Consider the following 20272-nt stretch of genomic DNA (forward strand, 5'->3'; position numbering starts at 1 on the left):
TTAGAACTAATTTTCAGGCAAAATTATATTAAGTAAGAGCGGTATGTTTGCAACAAACAGAAATTAAATAGCGAAAGTATGCAAATAAAGTATGAATACTGTATGTATAATATAAGATATATAGCATAGGGATAGTGGTTAGGAAAATAAATATATACTGATAAAATCTATAAAGATATACATATTATCAGTATATAAATAATGGCTTAAAGAGGTAAATGAAGATGTATGAAGACATGGATTTAGAATATTTATTTGATGTAGATGAGAAAAGTGTAGTAGAAGATAATATTCTTTATGAATTTGAAAGAAGGAATAAAAAAAGCAAAATAAATGTTTACTTGGTAGAATCACAAAATGGCAGAAGAATTATTGAAATAGTAGAATAGATATAAGTGAGTATATGGCCTATTAGGTGAATACACACTTTATTAAAAAAAGATATTAATTATTAAGCATATTTTAGTTATATTATTTCAGTTGATATGTATAATACAGAAAGCCTTTATTATGAGTTTACAGGTAGAAAGGAGTTGTACATATGAACAATGAAAAATTTTTGAGTGCACCTATAGAAGAGCAAGTGGCGTATATCAACGAACAATTGCAAAATAAGACATTTGATCAAATTGCAGAGGAGATAGGTATATCTAAAAGTAAAATTTCTTCAGTTATGGCTGATGAAAAATATATTTATATAAAATCAATAAAACGTTACTGTAAGTATTTAACAGATACTGAAGAAACGTATGAATTAAATCAAGCAATAAATAATGATACATTTATATTCTTAGAGGAAAATTTAGAACATTTAAAGAAGATGATTGAAACGTGCTCAAATAAAAATGTTGATTTAGACAAACGTATTTACGATAGAGAAAGTACTTTTTCTAATAGGAATATAAAAATAAATGATGTTATTTATAGTGAATTCATTCAACTATGTGAGCAGCAGTATAGTTATTTAAAAGTTCAAGACTTAGTCTCACAGGCCTTAGTGGAATTTGTGTATAATCATAAGAAGTAGGGGACAGATTAATCTGTCCTCTACTTTATTTATGAGGAGAATGTAAAATCTTTAAAGGATTAGGTATATGACTAGGTATTTGGGCATTTACAGGTATTAGAACAGGATTAATATTTAGTGCCTCTAATTGATTTAATATTTTTTTTAGCTTATAACGACTTAATCCATAAGGGGAAGTTGTATGTCGCTGTTTAATTAGAGGTTCCATACCATATTTTGATACTTGAATTAAGAAGTTATTCAAGTCTTTTTTGTCATAATCTTTTAGGGAAGAGGCTTGGATAATTGTTCGTGCTTTGCGAATAGTATAAAAATCGCCAGGATAAAAAATTTGTAGTATGTAGTTTGTCATATATTTTTTGTACATATCTTCATTCATATAATTTTTTAGTGTTTTTTCTATATGGTGATTGCGTTTCAGATGTTTTAAATGATTATTATGTAACCGAAGTTCGAATCTTAAAACATTTTTTTCGTGGTTTTGAAGCGGTTGATGCTTAAATTCCCGTTCTTTAGGTTTATCATAGACAACAGCTACTATACTTTTAGAGTTATAATATAGGCTAGTTTGATATTTTTCGCCTACAGAATGGATAGATTTCTTTTTGCCTTCACAACGTTTTAGATGTTTGAAGTACTCTTTATTCTTTGCAAATAGGTTAAATAGATAATGACGTATATTCTCGTCTTTAATTACAACATCAAGTCGATAATCAATCCTTAGTAGAACTAGCTCTTTGTCTAGATTAAACAAAAGACTTTTTTTTAGATCATTAAGCCTATTTTCAAGGGCAGGATAGTCTGATTGATTGATATCAGCCTTACCTAAAAGCTTTATTGCATCAACAAACAAGTAGCATATATATTCTTTGCTAAAATTTAATTGTTTAAGGTTCATTTTTATTCCTTCATAACATGCTTCTACTTTGAGAAGAACTTCGTGAATGCTTAAAGAGTAATACTTTTCCAAATCTCTTATTTCTTCTAAAGTTGTGTAACAGTAAAATTGTAGTGTGTGTATCATATAGGACCTCCTAGTATCGTGATGAGAGTAATTGCTTATTTAACAAGGAATAAGGCTTATTAATTAAGATGTTTTTTTGCACGACTAACTCATATTTATATTCCTTAAAAAGCAATTCTAATGTATATTAGATAAAAGTACAGAAAGAATTATTAAATAATGCTTAAGTAAAGCAATTAATCTACAAATATAAATTAAATCCTATTGACATATAAAAGAAGAGGTGGATAAAAGGAATGATAAAAATTCATAAAAGGAGTACAAAAATAAATTTTTTATAACCCTTTAAAATAACTTGAAATACATAAAAAAGTAAATATAATGTTGATAGATAGAGATGAACTGGGGTTATAAGATGTACTTTCAGTTGGTAACACTAAAATGTAGAGGTGTTAAATAAAATTGCAAAATAAGGAATTAATAAAAAGGCCACTAAAGATTAAGAAAGATTTAACAGGAGAGAAGTATGGAAGACTACAGGTAATAGATGTAGATTATCAAAAAGGTGGATATACTTACTACAGGTGCCAGTGTGAATGTGGAAGAAGAAAAACTGTAAGGGGGACTTCTCTTAAAGCAGGGGCAGTAAAAAGTTGTGGTTGTTTACAAATTAAAGCGGGCAGGAACAGAAAAAAACATGGATTATGTAAGCACCCTTTATACTCAGTCTGGAGTGCGATGAAGTCACGATGTGAGGATAAGAGTAATATTTATTATGGGGGGCGAGGTATCAAAGTAGCAGATGAATGGTTAGAATTTGAATACTTTTATCACTGGTGTATGCGTAATGGCTATAAACAAGGACTTTCTTTAGATAGAATTGATACAGATGGACACTATACTCCTGCTAACTGTAGATTTATTACATTAGCAGAGCAAAACAAAAATAAACGTAATAATAGGCAATATGAGTATCAAGGGGAACCAATGCTTATCAAAGAGATTTCTGAAAAGACTAGGATACCAATAGCAACATTATGGCATCATTTAAGTAAAGGCAAAAAGGTAGAAGATGTTATACAACACTATTCACCCTATATTAAACCGATAAAAGATAAGAGTCAGTATGAACAAATAAGAAAAAAATTATTAGAAATCTGGAATCTTAATAAAGAACTTCGAATACTTACGAAAAGAGAGTTAGCAGTGGCGATGTTAAAGGAGTACCCTAGATGCATGGTGGCAAGTGTGACAGAAAAATCATATGCAACTTTATATAGAGATTGCAAAAGGTTAATTGAAAATAATTAGAATTAATATTCCCTAGAATGAAAGCACTCAAGGTCATTAACCTTGGGTGCTTTCATTCTAGGGAATATCATTTTCAAAATTTAAAAAATATGATAAGGTATAGATAATTATAACAGAATAAGATTATTTAACGGAGGAGTGTAGTGAGTTAATATGAAATAGTGATTTTTTAGGAAGGAATTAAATAAGCTCATTCAAAGGGATTAAAGTAGTCGGTGTGGCTGATTATTTTGATATCATAGTAACTAATGACATAGATAGAAGATGATAGATATAGAAATAGAGAAGGTAGCATCAACTAATATTTAATTTTCGATGATGGTAACAAAACAAGAAAACATTTCGCTGAATCATATTATGCAGATTCTTGTAAAATAGGTGATAGAATAGTTATAGAAAGACAGTGATTTGATAGAGAGGGTAAGACAACTGTTAAACTATTAAAAGTTAATAGTGGAAAGTACATGTACTCTTGTTTGAACGGGACATAATATCTTTATTATAGAATAGAAGAGATTTATAGAGAAATGATTCGAAAAAGAGGGAGGATTTTATGATTTATACAAAAGAAAAAATTAAAGTATTTATTAGTTCTGCCTGTGGAGAGGGCTATGAAAACTACAATATAGCTAGAGCAGCTTTAAAAGCATTGATTGAATCAACGGGCATAGCTACTGTATATCTTTTTGAAGGTGAAGGAGCATCCATTATATCTGCAGGTGAGCATTATAGTAGTGCGCTTGAGGAATGCGACGTATGTATATTCCTCATTGATAATAAAGATGGAATACGGCCAGGAGTTCAGATAGAAATAGATTGTGTTAATAAGTATAAGATAAAAGCATTATATTATTTTTGTGACAAAGACTCAACAGAAAAAACACCATTGCAAGAAAGTATTATGGGATATAATTTTGCAAAGAGTAGGGTGATTCATTCATTTGAAGAGTTTATTACTAGTGGTGCACAAGATTTAATTAGTGATTTAATAGGCATATATAAGAAATACTGTAAAGGGAGATTGGAAAATGTAGAAAAGATAGAAGAAACTATAGAATCATCAATTTCATTATCTTTTGGCTTAGAAGCAACGATTGCAACTAAAAATACTATTGCTAATATTGATAAATGCAAGGTATATTTTTTAAAGATGTTACAAGGGTATGGAAAAGAAATAGAAAATACTAATTCGTTAGATGGCTGGTATTGTAAATTTCTTACTATTCTTTTTGAAAACAAATCTATTCAAGAATTTAATACTGGACTTTTTTTAAAAGATTTAGAGGTATATCAAGATACAGAGTATCATAGTCTTGTCAAAAAACGTTGGGAAGCTATACAGGCATATTTTCAAGGGAATTTGGAGGAATGTATTAGATTGCTAGAACAAGCTCTTGATATGGCAAAGAATCAATTATTTCCAGATTGGATTATAAAGGATATTCTGATTGACCTACGTAATCAAAATATTTTTCTCAGTCAATTTCAAAATGAATATTTTGTATATAAACATCAAGATGAGATTAATAATAGTGAACATGCTTTATATTATCCGTTATTAGATAGGTTTGATAAAGAATTAAATGAAATGTATATTGCTGATTCATTAAATGAAAAAATTAAATCTCCATATACATATTCGTTTGGAAAAAATTTAAGTTATTATACAGATTTAATTTCTAATATTTATGTTATTTCTATGTTTAATGGATCATTAACTCATATAATGAAGATCTATGACAGGATAAAGTTTTTAACTTTTCATTTATGTCAACAATATTCTAACTGGGAGATACGTGTATTACTACTAAAAACCACTTTGATTAACTGTAATACAAAAGAAATTGATGGAATCATTTATGAAGCAGAAGATATACTTGGAAAAATGAATGCAAAGGATGCACTTGATATTTTTAATTTTACTAATAATCACCCTATAGAATATCAACGTCAAATTAGTAATCTTGAAGCACTGAAAAGTGTGGGCTACTTCTTGGCAGACAAGGATTTTGATAATATAATAGACCAAGTTAGTGAGTTTATAAATGATTGGTTAGAAGATGATAAAGCTTGTATCTTATTGGGTGGACATATAATTAGTGCCTTAGATGGGGTTGCAAGAAGAATAGATCCAAATAGATTGGTAGATATATGTTGTAAGTTTTTAGAGAGAGGTAGAGTTAGATGGGAAGATGGGTTATTTAAGCTAATAGGACAGCATATTAAGCTTTCGCAGTTAAATCATATAGTATGTGAACGATTGATTGAGCAAATTAGAATGGTTGTAGAGGATGAAGAAAAACGTAATCATTCAAATAATTTAGGGTATTTGTTACAGTGTTTACGTAAACAAGACAAAATTCTTACACAAGAACTTGATGAGACTATAAGAAAAGAGATGCCTAAATTCTATGAGGAAGATTATAAGCTTGAGACATCAGAAGATGATAAAGAAATGCCTTTGTTTATTAGTAAGTATATTGATAAAATTAATAAGCGTAATATGAAACAGGGGGAAAATGGAACCTATTCAGGATATGGGGATCGTGCTCATATAATAATAAAATCTATTATAACTAATTCGGATAATATATATAGTGAAGAATTATTAAATGCTACATTTTCTGCTGCAAGCAATACATTGTTATCAAAAAGACAAACGATAGAAGAAAAGTGTGATGCAATAGAACTTTTAATATTTTTATGCAAAAGATTCCCTCAATTAATGATACATAATGAAGTAATAATAGAAAAATTAAAAGATAATAAAGAGATTACTGAAGATGGAAAAGTCTTAATGTCTAATCTATCTATAATAGCACTTAAGTTTTCTATATTATTCTTATATAATTGCTTCGGAGAAGATATATATCAACCTATGATGGAAATGTTGCCTTTTTTGGTAGACGATATCCCTACACAATTACAAGTAAGTAAAATAATTTTAACATTTTTAGAAGCTGATGAAGAAGAAATACCACAAAATGTTGAAATACTTCTTCTACAACAAGTCCTAACATGGTGTAAGTCTAATCAAGTAGATTTGCGATGGAAAGCAATTAGAATACTGTTCCAATTGCTTCGTAATAATAATAACCAGAGTATTATTTCGAATCAATTAATTCAGTTAATGGATTCAGATAATGTTTATATTAAGAATGGTATTATTAGGTTAACTGCTAAAAATCACAAAATGGCAAAATCAATAGCTGATTACTTACTACAAAAAGCAGCTGTTGATCCTAATTATATGGTGAGAAAAGTCTGTGAGGAGATACTAAGTCAACAATAATATTATTAAAACTTTACAGAAAAAATAGGTATTCGAGTCAAAACAAATTTTACAAGATTAATAACTGTGAAAATAGATGAATTGAAAAGAAGATAATGATATAAAGTAGCTAGGTCAGTGCTTATGACCTTAGTTATCTAAAAGGTGATTTCTCAATTTGTTTTTTTAAATGTTGGGTATTAATATGCGTATAAACTTGAGTTGAATTAAGATCTGAATGACCTAATAATTGTTGAACACTTAATAAATCGACACCTGCTAATACTAGATGAGAGGCATAAGTATGACGAAGTTTGTGCATGGTAAATCCCTTACCTGTAAGACCTGAACGTTTAAGATACTTAGTAAAACGCGTTCCAGTAATAGAAGGGGATATACGGTTGCCAGCTTCACTTAAAAATACTGCTTGAGTAGATAATGGAAGCCTTGTTTGCAGGTATTCCCAGAGCTTTTCAGATAAAGATTCGGGCATAGGAACAACTCGGGATTTCTTACATTTTCCCATATTAACAGTAATAGTGTTATTTCCGAAGTTAATATCACTCCAATTAAGGTTTATAGCTTCTTGGCGACGCAGACCAGTATATGCCAATAATTTAAAAAAGCAAAAATCGTGTAAAGCATTTTTAAGACCTGTTGATTCAATCGTTTTCAGAAATAAATTGAGCTCAAATTCAGTCATATAAATGGGAAGGCGTTCTACACGTTTTGGAGCATGAATAGACAAAGAAGGATTTTTGTCAATGTATTCTTGTTCTGTAAGAAAGTAAAAGAAGCTTCTTAGAGCATTGACTTTGCGACGAATAGATTCGTTCTGGTATTCTTTATCGTTTTTTAGGTAGATTAGATAGTTTCGTAAATCTCGAGTTTTAATTTTACTCATATCAAGGGGGAGACTCTTGAGTAATAAGAAGTGGGTAAAAATCTTAAAATCACTTGTGTAATTATCTAATGTGTATTTGGACACGTTTTTTTCGGCAGAAAGGTAGCCTAAATATTCTTCAAAATAGGTCGTGAGTTGGGACATTTCAGTCATTGTTATACTCCTTGTTATAGATTAGTGTAGTTCTAAAAAATAAGGCTATAACCACTTATTGTCCTGCTTTTTGCAGAACATAGAAAGCACAATGCTTTGAAGTGGATCATGAGGCCTTATCTATACTGTATTTTGGACTACAAATAAAACAATAACTATGAGCTAAACATACCCCGGCGTATAGACTTGGTTAACAACTTAATAAGGATTTAATAGGCAAGAGATTGAGGAAACTCATGAACTTGCCTTTTTTATTTTCGGCATAAGAAAAGAGGTTGCAGAAATGTAACCTCTGTATCTTTAAATTTTTCTATGGATTATTTGATGACAGAACAAGAAATATAACATTAGTTTACACAACAAAAGCCAACCTAAGCTGCCTTTTCCCCTCCAGAATACAGGCAAACTTAAGTTGGCTTTTATAGGTGACAAATGTATGTAGAATACATGAAATAAGTAATCAACAACAACGGTATGTAAATAGTTATTTAGTCCCTTCCTAGCCAGTTCTCGTTCTTACTAAAGTACCTAGTATCTGGTTGATGAAAGAGGTCATAGGACTTTACACCATTCATGATCTAGTAGTTTGTAACCCATAAGTTGGCTATCCGTTTCATTTAAACTTTTTAAATAAGTAAGTGTTGTTAATTGTATAAACATGAATTCTTGTAAAACATATTCATCCGGCTACTGTGATGTCACCGTCAAAGTAGGGATGTCTAAGAAAAAGTTGTTTGCTTTTGGGAGGGGAGACAAAAGTTTTCAAGCTTCTTTCCTAGTAGTATAGGAGACTAGTATCTAGAATGTAGTCACTCTATACTTTTATATTTTGATAAATTTATTATATGTGAATGGAAGGTTTGTTGCAATTGACTAAATATATAAAATAATTTTCAAGGATTTGTCTAATAAAAAGATTGTATTTTCAAAAATCTTTCTTCGAAATCAGGAAAGTTAATTTCTAGATTTGACATAAAATGAGGAAAGACTAACAAAGTGCACAAGTGAAAGATAGAAAAGTATACAAACTAACAAATAGAGAAATAAAATTCTCCCTGTAGTACAATCAAAAAATTAAATTTCATAAATTCCCTTGTTACCCAATAGGATGAAACCATTTTTTTCGTAGAAATGAATGCGGTCTTGCTGTGTTAAAGCATTTTGAAGAATACCATAAGGTACAGCATTAACTAAAACATATTTTATAGGATCATTAATAGGTCTATGATGGGTGTTGAGATAAGGAATAATTTCTTTGAGTAGAGTTTGTACTAAAAAACTTCCCATACCTCTACGTGTCATGGAAATGTCTTTGGCGATAATATCTAGGAAGCAAAGTTCGCTATGTCCTTTAATGGGCTCATAATGGGGGTAATAGGCCTGAATATTACCATCTATAGTTGTAAAAAAGCTATTTGAAGTAAATTGTGCTCGAACATAAGAAAGGGTATCGTAATATTTTCCCCAAAATACTCTCAAATAAACATTGTCATCGGTACCTGTAGAATCATATTCACAAATAAGAAGAAGTGGATTGCCATGATGATCAAGACCTGTTTTAATCAACAAGTTACTTAAGTTACACTTTTTTCCTACCTGAGGAAAGAGTACAGTATCGGCATCTTTTAAGACGCAATAAGCTGTATTGGCTGAGTAGACTTTCCCAGGTTTAATGGTGGTGTGAATGAGCTTTGCTAAATCGCTTATTTGTGTACAGTTTAATAAATCATTACTTAATTTCTTCATAAATACTCCATATATTAATTTATTTTAATCATTAATAATAAAATATACGGGAGACAAGAGCAAAATATGACATGATCCAATAGAAGATGTGACGAGAAGATAGGGTAGTTAAATGGGGTTCATAGGACATGCCAAAGAAAAGAACGTGTTCAAAATGTAGCTATGGCTACCTCCTGTTCATCAAGAATGATGTAAGATGGATGCATATTACACATAGAAAGTAAGAAAAGGAGAATGATATGAATAAGATAAATGATAATCAAGTGATAACAAGTATTGAGATCATGAAACAAGAACACGAAGAGATTAGGCGTATGCTAAAAATAATCCGTAAAGCATGCAATAGAATTTTACAAGGTGAACCTATTAATTTTGAGCATTTTAAGATGATCATTGATTTTATTATGAATTATGCAGATAGTCATCATCATGGTAAAGAGGAGAAGTTCTTATTTGCAGAAATGGAGAATCGTTTAGGGCCATTAGGAAGTAAACTGATTCGTAATGGCATGTATGTGGAGCATGATCTAGGAAGGTTATATGTGAAAGAATTAGGAGAGGCGCTAGAACGTGTTAAAGAGGGTGATGAAGAGAGTAAATTAGATGTGATTGCTAATGCAGTGAGTTATACCCATCTTTTAGAAAGACATATAGCTAAAGAAAATGAGGTTGTATACGGCTTTGGTATAAGTAAGTTACCAGTGGACGTCTTAGAGGCAATTAATCAGCAAACAGCATTTTTTGAAGAAGAAGCAGCAGATAAAGGGATACAAATTAAATACTTAGAGATACTCAAGATACTAGAGGCGATTTATTGAAATAATGTAATGTATCATCTATAATCAACTATATCATTATACTCATTCAGGGGGATAGCCCTTGTCATATGCATAAAACTTTTGAGTGTTGGTGTAATAGCTTTTTAGAGAAGAAGTGAACTTAAATAAAAATGATAATAATAAAAAGCTGCCAATGGCAGCTTTTTATTATTGTTCTGAATTTTGAATTTGAATAGTTTGTGTTGGAAAAGCAATATCCACATCTAGTTCCTCAGCCAGACGCATGATTTCTAAGTTAACTTGTTGCTTGAGAGCAGAATAACTTTTTAAATCGGTTTGGAAAGTGTAGAAAAGGACAATAATATTTAAAGAGAAGTCGCCGAAGTCATCAAAGTAAACAAGGCTAGTATCCTTTTCAATTGTATCAAATTGAGCTAGACTTTCTTTGAGCTTGCTCATAAGAAGCTCTAACTTCTGTCTTGATGTTGAGTAGGTTACACCTAAAGAAAAGCGAACACGTCTTTTTGGCATAGTAGACCAGTTAAGAATGTTATCGTTAGCAAGAGTAGCATTAGGCACAATGACTAAACCTTGCTCAAAAGTACGAATACGTGTACTTCTAAAGCTTACATCTTCAATGATTCCTTCAATAGAACCACATTGTACCCAATCACCTATGGTGAAAGGCCTATCAACCATAAGGACAACACCGCTCATAATATTGGTTAAGGTATCTTTTGCAATAAATGTAAAGGCAACTCCTCCTAACCCAACTCCAGTAAGAATACCAGCAATATTTATATTAAGTTGAGAAATCATGAGCATAGCACCTAATATAATGATGGCTAAACGAATAATTTTAGAAGTAAAGCGAATGAGTAAGGTATGATCAAGTGTGGTAAATCTTGAACCAATACCAACAAGGGCCATTTCATAGAGATTGACACTATTATAGGTTCCCCAAGTAATTAGAGCAATACAAATAAGTCCATAGAGGGTATGTACTAAGGTAGTTGGGAAAATGGCAAAGCTAAGTTGGAGCGTTTCGTTGATATACAGTTCAGTCTGAGTGAAATGTGTATAGATGACAAAGGGCGACATCAATAAACCAATATAAATACTGGTTAAGCGTAGCCAGTAATCAAGTGGTTTAGCAATGGCCATATTCAGTTCTTCTAAAAAGTTAGGGATTTTGTTATCGAAGTGTGTAAAAAATTTAATAATCATTTTACGTAATGTTTTGCTCAGTAAGAGCAATGCTAAAGTTACAAATAAAGCTAAACCTAAATGAATGTAGAATTGATAAGGTTTAGGTATAGAAAATAAATCAAATAATTTCATATCAATATTCCTTTCCATGATGTAAAACTTAGAGTGTCCTTATCTATTATAGTAAAATTTTGCAAATATGAAAAGCATCATATAGTCAAAATATGATGGTTTATGATATAATCATTTATAATTAGCTAAAACTATATGCTAGTTAAAATTAAGGAGGAGGAACATGAAAACGTCAAGGTATATTCAAATAGACCCTAATCTTCCTTACAAACGTTTCTATCCTAAATTAATTAAAAAGAATAAAGGGCCAAAAAGTATATATGTGCTTTGTACACCACCAGGTGAAGGTAATCTATTTGAAATCATTACGTGTAATCAACTTGGTAAAAAATATAATAATAGTTTTATCTTAGGTATTAGTAAAGATAAAACCTGGCTCGTTAACTATACTGTTACATTGATTGATCAGCTTTATAACACTAAAAACTTATCTTATGATATGTTACAGTCAGAGTAAAGAGGTGGGTAATGACTATATTATGGCTTATATTAAAAATTATATTATGGATTATAGCTATTTTATTTGGGCTTATTCTACTGATTATTTTAGGGTTGCTCTTTTTACCTATTAGTTATTGGTTAGAAGGAGAAAAACGAGAAGAACTTATAGGACGTATACGTTTGAATCTGTTTGGGATTGTACAGATTGATTATGATACTGACCGAGAAGAGCAACTAAAGCTAAAGCTTTTTGGCATCTATACACCGAAGCTTTCTAAAAAGTTACTAGGTGCTGCTGATGACTTAGAAGAAGAAGCTGTACATCTAGGCAAAGTCATAGGGAAAGAAGCTGTAGATCAAACAGAAGAAGTAGCTGAGAACACAGTCACAAACGAAGAAAACCGCATAGAAGGACAAGCATCACAGATACAAGAGGATACTTCAACTAAAACACAAAAAGAAATATCTACAAATGTGGATAGCAAAGAGCAGAAACGACAAAATATAGATAGAAAGGCTAATAAGGAATCTAAAAAAAAGCCTAAAAAACATCCAACAATAACAAAGCCTATTGGTGTAAAAGATATATGGAGTGAACTAAAAGCTTTATGGTATGCGGATAGTCGTAGGCCATTCTTTAGAGCATGCAAGAAATTACTCAAAAGCTGGTGGTATGCCTTAAAGCCTAGGGGTTTTTATTTTGAAGTGCTTTTTGGACTTGAAGATCCATCAGAAACAGGATTGTGGATTGCTAAGCTTATGGCACTCTATCCATTCTATGCACCGTATGGGAATATTATGGGTAATTTTGAAGAAGCTATATTTGAAGGGTGTATCCAAATGAGAGGGCGCACAAACTTATTTAAGTTTCTATATCCTATGCTTGTATTTATCTTAAATAAAGAAGTAAGAACTATGATTAAAATGATAATGAACTTTGGAAAGGAAGATGAAGATGGACTCAAAACTCAACAATAATTTAGAAGTATTATTAGGTCAACTTGAGCACTTTATTAATACAAAAACAGTAGTAGGTGAACCTATTCATATTGGGGATACAATTCTAGTACCACTTGTAGATGTAAGCTTTGGTGTAGGAGCAGGTGCGGCAGCTGCAACTAAACTACAAGAACGTAACAAAGATAAAGAAAAAAGTATTGATGGAAACTCAGATAAAGGTGCAGGCGGCTTAGGTGCACGTATTACACCAAGTGCAATGCTTGTTATCCAAAATGGTACAACACAACTTATTAATATCAAAGCTCAAGATAGTTTGTCAAAACTTATTGATATGGTTCCAGGTATTGTTTCAAATTTACCAGATACATTATCTAAGTTTACCAATAAAGGTGGAACACCAGAAGTACAAGAAGATAAATATCATCACATGGATAAATAAAAAGAGAGGTTACATGATGTAACCTCTCTTTTTATTTCTATTAAGATTATACGTTGAATCTGAATAGGATGATATCCCCATCTTTAACAACGTACTCTTTACCTTCAAGACGTACTTGACCTTTTTCACGAGCAGCATTGTATGAGCCTGCTTCTACTAAGTCATGGAAGTTAACAATTTCAGCACGGATGAAACCACGCTCAAAGTCGGAGTGGATTTTACCAGCAGCACCAGGTGCTTTTGTACCCTCTGTAATTGTCCAAGCACGTACTTCTTTTGGACCTGCTGTTAAGTAGCTGATAAGACCAAGAAGCTTGTAACTTGCTGCAACAAGAAGATCAAAACCAGTATTGTGGAGGCCAAGGTCTTCTAAGAATACAGCTTTTTCTTCGTCAGATAAGTCAGCAAGCTCTTGTTCGATTTGAGCACAGATTACGAATGTTTCTGAGCCTTCGCTAGCAGAAAACGCTTTAACTTTTTTTACGTACTCGTTATCTTCACCACTAATTAAGTCGTCTTCAGATACGTTTGCAGCATAAAGTACTGGTTTTGCACTGATAAGACCAAGTGATTCAATAAATGCATCTTGATCAGCATCTTCACCCATAAGGCTACGTGCTGATTGTCCTTCTTCTAAAGTTGCATATACTTTTTCTAAAATAACAAGTTCAGCAGCTAATGCTTTGTCGTTTTTAGCAACTTTTTTTGTTTTAGCAATACGACGTTCAATAAGTTCCATATCTGAGAAGATAAGTTCTAAATTGATTGTTTCAATATCACGAAGTGGATCAACGGTTTTGTCAACGTGAATAATATTGTCGTTTTCGAAGCATCTTACAACTTGTACGATAGCATCTACTTCACGGATGTGTGAAAGAAATTGGTTACCTAAACCTTCACCTTTACTTGCACCTTTAATAAGACCTGCAATGTCTACGAACTCTACAGCAGCTGGTAAGATCTTCTCTGAGTTGTACATTTCTTTTAAGACATCTAATCTTTTATCTGGTACGGCTACAACACCTACGTTTGGTTCAATTGTACAGAATGGGTAGTTTGCTGATTCAGCACCTGCTTTTGTAAGTGCGTTAAATAATGTACTTTTACCAACGTTTGGTAGTCCTACAATCCCTAATTTCATTTGTTTCATCCTTTCTATGTGTATACCGAAGTATAAATGGCTTATTGCACTAATTTTAAATTATAAAGGATATGGAATGAGGTTGCAATGGCGATTATAAGAAAAAACTGCAACAGTGTGCAGTTTTTAGGGTTTAATCATTATTTCCGACAAAATAACCTACGGCAAAACTGAGTAAAATACTAGAGATATAAATAAGTCCAAATAAAAATGACATTTCTCTTAAAGAGTCTTTTGTAAGGATTAAATCTTGGTTCTCTAATTCTTTAGTACGTTCTGCTACACGGTAATGACGTTTTGACTGTGCCATAATTAGCCCTCCAATCCAATGAAATAAACGCTTATTCATTAGTATATTATAGGAAAGAAGAGATGAAAATATGCAAGCCATCTGTTTACAGAATGTTTATTCAGGCATATAATAAGTAAAAAGCGGACAGGAGGAAACATATGCCAAATATTTATTTTCCGTATTTAAATCTATCATTTCATATTGACCAGGTTGCCTTTACTGTATTTGGAATTCCAATTTACTGGTATGGCATTATTTTAACATCAGGAATATTACTAGGGCTGGCAATCAGTATGTATATAGCTAAGAAAGAAGGTGTTTCACCAGATCATATTTTCGACTTTCTTCTATATGATATTGTTTTTGCCATTATTGGAGCGAGGACATACTTTGTAGCATTTAATTGGGAGTACTATAGTCAACACTTAGGTGAAATCTTTAATCTGAGACAAGGAGGTATTGCTATTTACGGTGCTATTATTGCTTCTTTTATAGTAGCAGTCATTTATACACGTATGAAGCACATTAACTTATGGCAGTTTGGTGATATTGCAGCTTATGGTTTATTAGTAGGACAAGCCATTGGTCGCTATGGTAACTTTGTTAATAAGGAAGCTTTTGGTGACTACACCGATAATCTTTTTGCAATGCAGATTATGAGAGATGAGGCAGCGACAAGTATAACACAGACAATGCTTGATAATGCAGTTATAAGAAATGGAGTAGAGTTTATTCAAGTACATCCAACTTTCCTTTATGAATCATGTTGGAATTTTGTATTACTCATTATTTTACTTATTTATAGGAAGTATAAAAAAGCTCATGGAGAGATTTTCTTCCTTTATATAGCTGGTTATGGTGTGGGGCGTCTTTGGATTGAAGGACTTAGAACAGACCAACTGGTTGTACCGGGTATTAACATTGCAGCATCACAAATTGTAGCAGTCTTTTCTATAGTTGCTGGAATTATTGGAATCATTTGGTGTCGAAATAAATCTAAAATTAAATTCAAAAAAATGTAAATTAATGTTGATTAATTCCAAAAGTAGGACTATAATAAAACATATAGAGAGAGATAAAGAGAAAAACAGAGAAATATTTACTTTTGGAGGGATTGAAAAATGAATACAACACAAGGACAAATCGTAGACCTACAAGTACGTCTAAATGGTTTAGTAGAGAACAGTTCGGCTTATACAGATGATATGATTGAACTTTATAAGGTCAGTCAACAACTAGATGAATTAATTGTAAGATATTATAGAGAATATAAAGCTTAAACTAGTGCCTTAGGCACTAGTTTTTTTTTATCTTTTAATCAAAATGACTTGAAATGTTAGCTAGAAAGCAATAGAATAGAAGAAAGTGGTTGAAAGTGGTTCGAAGTGGGGAATAAAGGGGGAGAAGTGGGGCATGTTCATTGGTGAGTACCAATATAGTTTAGATGACAAAAGTAGAGTTGTCGTACCAGCTAAATATAGGGAACAACTAGGAACAAGCTTTATACTTACAAAAGGCTTAGATGGATGTCTATTTGTTTATCCCCAAGATGAATGGACAAGCTTTGAACAAAAGTTAAAGGAACTTCCTTTAACGAATACGAATGCCCGTAAATTTGTACGATTTTTCTTAGCGGGAGCTGTAGAATGTACACCTGATAAACAAGGAAGAATTTTAATTCCTAGTCATTTGAAAGTATATTCCAGTATAGAAAAAGACATAGTATTTATAGGTATGGGAAATCGCATAGAAGTTTGGAGTAGTAGTCAGTGGGATGCCTATAATGACGATGCTTTTGATGCAAATGCCTTAGCAGAACAAATGGAATCATTAGGAATATAGAGGTGAATGACAATGAATTTTGAACATGTATCAGTATTATTAAATGAATGTATAGAAGGACTTGATATTAAAGAAGATGGCACTTATGCTGATGGCACTCTAGGTGGTGCTGGACACGCTGGAGAAGTATGCAAGAGATTAAGTGAAAAGGGACACTTTATTGGCATCGATCAGGACACAAACGCACTAAAAGCTTCAACAGAAAGGTTAGCACATGTGAAACCACAAGTTACATTGGTTCATAATAACTTTTCAGAGGTGGCAGAAATTTTAAAAGAGCATGCTCCAGATGGAATAGATGGGATGCTTATTGACCTTGGCGTATCTTCTCATCAATTAGATGAACCTTCTCGTGGTTTTTCTTATATGCATGATGCACCACTTGATATGCGTATGAATCAGGAAAGTGATTTTTCAGCTTATGAAGTGGTCAATGAATATAGCGAAGATGAACTCTTTAAAGTAATTAAGTCTTATGGTGAAGAAAATTGGGCTAGACGTATTGCGCAATTTGTTGTAGAGACAAGACAAGAAAAGCCTATTGAAACAACACATGAACTTGTGGATGTCATCAAAAGAGCAATTCCAGCAAAAGCACGTAAAGACGGCCCACATCCAGCTAAACGTACATTCCAAGCTATTCGTATTGAAGTAAATAAAGAATTAGATATTATTAGACCTACTATTTTAGATGTAGTACCTTACTTGAAAAAAGGTGGAAGACTTTGTATCATTACATTCCACTCTATTGAAGACAGGATTGTAAAACACACTTTTAAAGAATTAGAAGACCCTTGTACATGCCCAAGAAATATACCAATGTGTATATGTGGTAAGACACCACAAGTGCGCGTGATTACAAGAAAACCTATTCTACCATCAGAAGAAGAACTTGAATTTAACCCTAGAGCAAGAAGCGCGAAATTAAGAATTATAGAGAAATTATAAAAATAGAGTATCGGGAGGGAATTTAGATGGCTGACTATCCAAAACGAAGATATCATTATCAATACGGATCTGAAGCACCTAACTATTTAGACTCACCTTATCGTTTACCAGAAACGAAACCAGATTCTACACCGTTAAAACGTCCAAAACCACAAAAACGTTCAAAAGAAGATATTATTTTTGGATGTAAAATGTCTGTATGTGGACTTGTTCTATTTGTAGGCGCTTTTTGTTTTGTAAGCGTAACTTCAGATTTAGCTATTAAGCAGCGTGAGTTAAAGCTTATTAATACGGAGTTACGTGAAACACAAAGCGCTATCAATAGTGTACAAGCTACAATTGCGGCAAATCTTAACTTAGAACATATTCAACAAGTAGCAAAAGAGCAACTTAATATGTCTGAGCCACTTCCACATCAAGTGGTTTATCTAAGTTTAGATCAGGAAAGTTATACGGTTTATGATGAATAAGAGGCTAGAAAATGAGTAAAAAAGTAAACAAAAAGAAGAAAAACGTCTATGGAACAAAGCAATCAGATTATATGAAACGTATGCAAATACGTATGAGGTGGGTCAAAGGACTGATGCTTTTTTGCGTAGCACTTTTAGTATACCGTATTGGATACTTTAAGATTGTTAAAGGGGAAGAGTTTGAAAAGCAAGTAAGATCAAGGTTAATGAGTACAGAAAAAGAAGTAGATGCTCTAAGAGGAAGTATTGTAGATCGTAATAATAAGACGATTGCAACAAGTATGCTTTCTTATCATGTTATTTTAGATCCGATTAACATTTTGAAGCTAGTAGATGAGCAACAGGAACATACTTATAATACCCTTGCTGAATATAGTAAGAAGAGTGTAGCGGATATTAAAGCTATTGTTGAAGGTGCACCAGATAGTCATTATCGTATATTGATGAAAGATATTAGTGCAGAAGATATGATGATGCTTAAAGATGCTAAAGTAAAAGGTATTTATTTTGAAGAAAGTTTTGTGCGTAATTATCCAAAAGGTAGCTTAGCAGCTCAAACTATAGGGTTTTACAACAAGACGGAAGGTCAATATGGAATTGAACAAGCATATAATCAAGAAATGCTAGGGAAACCTGGGCGTATCTATTCTAAGTTACAAGAGGAAAGTATTGTGACAACAGAAGTAGCTGCACCACAAAAGGGAGATACGATTGTACTTACTTTAGATGAGGTGATTCAACAATATGTTGAGCAAACTATGAATAAGTATGTAGAAGAGGTTAAACCACTTAATGCTGCAGCAATTATTATGAATCCTAAAACAGGCGAAATCTATAGTATGTATTCTTATCCATACTATGACCCTAATACATATACTAATTTAACTGAACAAATGGGTAAAGCGGCTTGGGATGCACTAACAAGTGAAGAACAAGCTGCAGCCTTAAACCGTGCATGGAAGAATTACAATATTCAAATTCCATATGAACCAGGGTCCACATTTAAACCGCTTCTAGTAGGAGAAGCTATAGAAGAGGGATTGATTGATTTAAGCGCACACTATAACTGTACGGGCGTAAGTCAAGTAGGACCAGATAAAATTAGATGTTGGAAACGACAAGGACATGGTGTACAGACATTAGAACAAGCTATTGCAAACTCTTGTAACTCGGCGATGATTGAAATTAGTCAACATATTCCCGATGAGATTTTTTATGAGTATTTTGTAAAATTTGGATTTGGTGAAACAACACAGATTACTTTACCAGGTGAAGCAGCAGGGATGATTCATAGCTTAAATGGATTAGGACCAGTTCAAAAAGCAACAAGTTCTATTGGACAGACTTTTACAGTGACACCGGTTCAGCTTATTACGGCATTTTCATCATTACTTAATGGCGGGAACTTAATGCAGCCTTATATTGTTTCTAAAGTGATTGATAATGAAAACAATGTACTAAGTGAGGCAATACCTCAAGTAAGACGTCAAATTTTCTCAGATGCGACAACAAGTCAAGTTCAGCAGTATATGGAATCAGTAGTAAAGACAGGTACAGGTGCGGCAGCTGCTGTGCCAGGCTACTCCGTTGGGGGTAAAACAGGTACAGCGGAAAAATTACCACGTGGTGAAGGAAAGCATATCTTATCCTTTATGGGATATGCACCAGCAGATGACCCGGAAGTAGTTGCACTCGTCTTATTTGATGAGATTGGAGAAACAGATCCGACACCTAAATTGGCATTTAAAGAGATTATGGAAAATGTACTCCCTTACTTAGGCATTGAACCAACAGGTGATGATAGTCTTCCAATTGTAGATATGTCAATTGTGCCAAGTGTTGTAGATTTAGATCTATATGATGGTATTAAACGTCTAGAAGTTGAAAACCTTAACTATGAAGTGATAGGGGTAGGAAATAAAATCGTCAACCAATATCCAGTAGAAGGAACGAAGCTTCCATTAGAGGATACAGTTAAACTTTATCTAGAAGCGGAAGAAGGAAAAGAAATTTCTCTTGTTCCAGAGCTAGAAGGTTTAACAGTAGATGAAGCAAGGCGTATAGTAGATGGTGTCTTTAGTTTAGAAGGGGCATCCGATGGTACAATTAGCCATCAAGTACCTAAAGCAGGAACCAAAATTGAAAAGGGTAGTAAAATAATTGTACAAACAATGCAATAAATGAGCATAAAGCCTCCCTTATAAAAATACATTTAATAGAAGATGTATTTTTATAAGGGAGGC

Annotated in this window: 20 protein-coding genes; 14 read left to right on the forward strand and 6 right to left on the reverse strand. The window is 32.5% G+C overall.

Annotation, left to right across the window (positions count from 1 at the left end; translation table 11 throughout):
- Positions 1-224 precede the first annotated feature (224 nt).
- Positions 225-389 (forward strand): hypothetical protein, encoded by a 165-nt coding sequence (locus PBV87_RS13225; protein WP_271012593.1) that lies wholly within the window; start codon positions 225-227, stop codon positions 387-389.
- 152 nt (positions 390-541) lie between these two features.
- A complete protein-coding gene (locus PBV87_RS13230) occupies positions 542-1027 on the forward strand; it encodes a hypothetical protein (RefSeq protein ID WP_271012594.1) in 486 nt (161 codons plus the stop codon).
- Positions 1028-1052: 25 nt separating this feature from the next.
- On the opposite strand, the gene PBV87_RS13235 is transcribed toward PBV87_RS13230, so the two are convergent.
- Positions 1053-2051 carry a phage/plasmid replication domain-containing protein gene (locus tag PBV87_RS13235; RefSeq protein ID WP_271012595.1) on the reverse strand — a complete coding sequence of 333 codons (999 nt, stop codon included), beginning with the start codon at positions 2049-2051 and terminating at the stop codon, positions 1053-1055.
- Positions 2052-2453: 402 nt separating this feature from the next.
- Here PBV87_RS13235 and PBV87_RS13240 point away from each other — a divergent pair, with 402 nt between their 5' ends.
- Together PBV87_RS13240 and PBV87_RS13245 are read left to right on the forward strand one after the other, a co-directional pair.
- Positions 2454-3302 carry a hypothetical protein gene (locus tag PBV87_RS13240; protein ID WP_271012596.1) on the forward strand — a complete coding sequence of 283 codons (849 nt, stop codon included), beginning with the start codon at positions 2454-2456 and terminating at the stop codon, positions 3300-3302.
- Between the two features lie 553 nt (positions 3303-3855).
- Positions 3856-6594, forward strand: coding sequence for a hypothetical protein (locus PBV87_RS13245; protein ID WP_271012597.1), 2739 nt, complete (start codon positions 3856-3858; stop codon positions 6592-6594).
- Positions 6595-6727: 133 nt separating this feature from the next.
- On the opposite strand, the gene PBV87_RS13250 is transcribed toward PBV87_RS13245, so the two are convergent.
- The gene (locus PBV87_RS13250; protein WP_271012598.1) at positions 6728-7630 is read right to left on the reverse strand and encodes a tyrosine-type recombinase/integrase; all 903 of its coding nucleotides are present in this window, start codon (positions 7628-7630) and stop codon (positions 6728-6730) included.
- Between the two features lie 1074 nt (positions 7631-8704).
- Positions 8705-9376 carry a hypothetical protein gene (locus PBV87_RS13255; protein WP_271012599.1) on the reverse strand — a complete coding sequence of 224 codons (672 nt, stop codon included), beginning with the start codon at positions 9374-9376 and terminating at the stop codon, positions 8705-8707.
- A gap of 239 nt (positions 9377-9615) precedes the next feature.
- On the opposite strand from PBV87_RS13255, the gene PBV87_RS13260 reads away from it, so the two are divergent.
- On the forward strand, positions 9616-10194 hold the full coding sequence (locus tag PBV87_RS13260) for a hemerythrin domain-containing protein (protein WP_301335093.1): 579 nt from the start codon (positions 9616-9618) through the stop codon (positions 10192-10194).
- Between the two features lie 168 nt (positions 10195-10362).
- Here PBV87_RS13260 and PBV87_RS13265 read toward each other — a convergent pair whose 3' ends face one another.
- Positions 10363-11496 (reverse strand): mechanosensitive ion channel family protein, encoded by a 1134-nt coding sequence (locus tag PBV87_RS13265; protein WP_053985174.1) that lies wholly within the window; start codon positions 11494-11496, stop codon positions 10363-10365.
- 163 nt (positions 11497-11659) lie between these two features.
- On the opposite strand from PBV87_RS13265, the gene PBV87_RS13270 reads away from it, so the two are divergent.
- The 3 genes from PBV87_RS13270 to PBV87_RS13280 are packed head-to-tail and all read left to right on the forward strand — an operon-like array spanning position 11660 to position 13336.
- The gene (locus PBV87_RS13270) at positions 11660-11953 is read left to right on the forward strand and encodes a hypothetical protein (protein WP_053985173.1); all 294 of its coding nucleotides are present in this window, start codon (positions 11660-11662) and stop codon (positions 11951-11953) included.
- Between the two features lie 11 nt (positions 11954-11964).
- Positions 11965-12915, forward strand: a complete 951-nt coding sequence (locus PBV87_RS13275) for a hypothetical protein (protein WP_271012600.1) — start codon at positions 11965-11967, stop codon at positions 12913-12915.
- A complete protein-coding gene (locus PBV87_RS13280) occupies positions 12893-13336 on the forward strand; it encodes a GerW family sporulation protein (protein ID WP_053985171.1) in 444 nt (147 codons plus the stop codon). The genes PBV87_RS13275 and PBV87_RS13280 overlap by 23 nt, the downstream gene beginning before the upstream one ends.
- Positions 13337-13382: 46 nt before the next feature.
- Here the strand turns inward: PBV87_RS13280 and ychF are convergent, their stop codons facing one another.
- Positions 13383-14477: a redox-regulated ATPase YchF gene (gene ychF, locus PBV87_RS13285; protein WP_053985170.1), complete on the reverse strand. Its 1095-nt coding sequence runs from the start codon at positions 14475-14477 to the stop codon at positions 13383-13385.
- Positions 14478-14610: 133 nt separating this feature from the next.
- Entirely contained in the window at positions 14611-14787 is a 177-nt protein-coding gene (locus tag PBV87_RS13290; RefSeq protein WP_154668839.1) for a hypothetical protein, read from the reverse strand.
- Positions 14788-14927: 140 nt separating this feature from the next.
- Here PBV87_RS13290 and lgt point away from each other — a divergent pair, with 140 nt between their 5' ends.
- From lgt to PBV87_RS13320, 6 genes are all read left to right on the forward strand, one after another.
- Entirely contained in the window at positions 14928-15791 is an 864-nt protein-coding gene (gene lgt, locus PBV87_RS13295) for a prolipoprotein diacylglyceryl transferase (protein WP_053985169.1), read from the forward strand.
- Positions 15792-15890: 99 nt separating this feature from the next.
- A complete protein-coding gene (locus PBV87_RS13300) occupies positions 15891-16049 on the forward strand; it encodes an aspartyl-phosphate phosphatase Spo0E family protein (RefSeq protein WP_082238809.1) in 159 nt (52 codons plus the stop codon).
- A gap of 133 nt (positions 16050-16182) precedes the next feature.
- Complete coding sequence (gene mraZ / locus PBV87_RS13305; protein WP_053985168.1) at positions 16183-16611, forward strand: division/cell wall cluster transcriptional repressor MraZ; 429 nt, start codon at positions 16183-16185, stop codon at positions 16609-16611.
- 12 nt (positions 16612-16623) lie between these two features.
- Positions 16624-17559, forward strand: a complete 936-nt coding sequence (gene rsmH, locus PBV87_RS13310; RefSeq protein WP_053985167.1) for a 16S rRNA (cytosine(1402)-N(4))-methyltransferase RsmH — start codon at positions 16624-16626, stop codon at positions 17557-17559.
- A 26-nt stretch (positions 17560-17585) separates the two neighbouring features.
- Positions 17586-18029, forward strand: a complete 444-nt coding sequence (locus PBV87_RS13315; protein WP_053985166.1) for an FtsB/FtsL family cell division protein — start codon at positions 17586-17588, stop codon at positions 18027-18029.
- Between the two features lie 11 nt (positions 18030-18040).
- Entirely contained in the window at positions 18041-20209 is a 2169-nt protein-coding gene (locus PBV87_RS13320; protein WP_053985165.1) for a penicillin-binding transpeptidase domain-containing protein, read from the forward strand.
- Positions 20210-20272: the final 63 nt, after the last annotated feature.

It is taken from the genome of Holtiella tumoricola, from assembly GCF_027857615.1.
GTDB classification, from domain to species: domain Bacteria; phylum Bacillota; class Clostridia; order Lachnospirales; family Cellulosilyticaceae; genus Holtiella; species Holtiella tumoricola.